General features: G+C 38.4%; 3 protein-coding genes. 2 read left to right on the top strand and 1 reads right to left on the bottom strand.

The genetic code is table 11. The features are described from left to right. Positions 1-373 (top strand): DUF4870 domain-containing protein (locus AC3WVG_RS12235; protein WP_488798395.1); only part of this gene is annotated, 373 nt, incomplete at its 5' end. Positions 374-464: 91 nt separating this feature from the next. Further along, complete coding sequence (locus tag AC3WVG_RS12230) at positions 465-905, top strand: YqaA family protein (RefSeq protein WP_028834877.1); 441 nt, start codon at positions 465-467, stop codon at positions 903-905. Here the strand turns inward: AC3WVG_RS12230 and AC3WVG_RS12225 are convergent. Next, positions 882-1,082, bottom strand: a 201-nt coding sequence (locus AC3WVG_RS12225; RefSeq protein WP_488798394.1) for a dihydroneopterin aldolase, incomplete at its 5' end; no start/stop codon positions are given. The two genes, AC3WVG_RS12230 and AC3WVG_RS12225, sit on opposite strands and share 24 nt — an antisense overlap.

The following is a 1,082-nucleotide window of genomic DNA, read 5'->3' as shown; positions in this document are numbered from 1 at the left end:
GAGTGTAATGGAACAAAATCAAGAGATTAAAGTCGTCAATAAAGATGACCGCACATGGGCAATGCTATGTCATTTAAGTGCATTAGCGGGGTTTATTGTGCCATTTGGGTCGGTACTCGGCCCTCTTATTATCTGGTTAATTAAAAAAGATGAAATGCCAATTGTTGATATACATGGAAAAAAAGCCCTTAATTTTCAAATTACTATGGCTATAGCTTATTTTGTTTGTTTTTTACTAATTTTTGCAGCGGTTGGTTTACTACTGTTACCTATGGTGGCTATTTTTTCATTTGTGATGGTGGTTATCGCAAGCGTGAAAGCCAACGATGGCAAAGAGTTTAATTATCCCCTTAGCTTAAATTTGATAAAATAACTGTTTTTATTATTCGGTGAATTGGTTTTAAGTTAAAAAGTCGTTCAAACCCAGCTAATTGCTGGGTTTAGTTTTTAGCCATAAGGGAAAGATGCTCTATATAACATTATTTTTTACAGCATTTATATCTGCCACGTTATTACCTAGCTCGTCTGAAGTATTGATGGGTGGCATGATCATGCAAGGCAATACTAACTTATGGCTGATTTGGTTTGCAGCAACCTTGGGTAATGTACTGGGCAGTTGTGTTAACTATTGGTTAGGGACGCAGGCATTGCGTTTTAAAGATAAAAAATGGTTTCCAGTATCTGAAAAAGGGCTTAAAAAAGCACAAAAGCAGTTTAATAAATATGGTGTTTATAGCCTGTTGTTTGCTTGGCTGCCCATCGTTGGCGACCCACTAACCGTTATTGGCGGCGTGTTTAAAGTTCGCTTTACTACGTTTTTAGTGCTGGTAACGCTCGGCAAGGGGTTACGTTATTTAGCGGTAATAGCCCTTGCCGTTGGATTATTTGTGCCAGTCGAGGGTTAAAGAAACCGAATCGGCAAAGCGCAACGCATGAGGTTTATCTACTCGAGCCTTAGCATAATTAACGCTTGGGTGTGAGTGGCAAACAGCAAGGATTTCAGCAACTAGTTTTTCTAACAATAAAAAGTGTCCTTGCTCCACTAAGCTAATTACCTCTTTAGTAATCACTTTGTAGTTAAG

The organism is Desulfovulcanus sp. (assembly GCF_982781345.1).
The sequence above is the reverse complement of the archived record's forward strand: the minus strand, read 5'-3'. Positions and strand labels throughout refer to the sequence as shown.

Excerpts from the sequence above, each read along its gene's own strand:
- AC3WVG_RS12230 (WP_028834877.1), top strand. The coding sequence starts at position 465 with ATGCTCTATATAACATTATTTTTTACAGCATTTATATCTGCCACGTTA.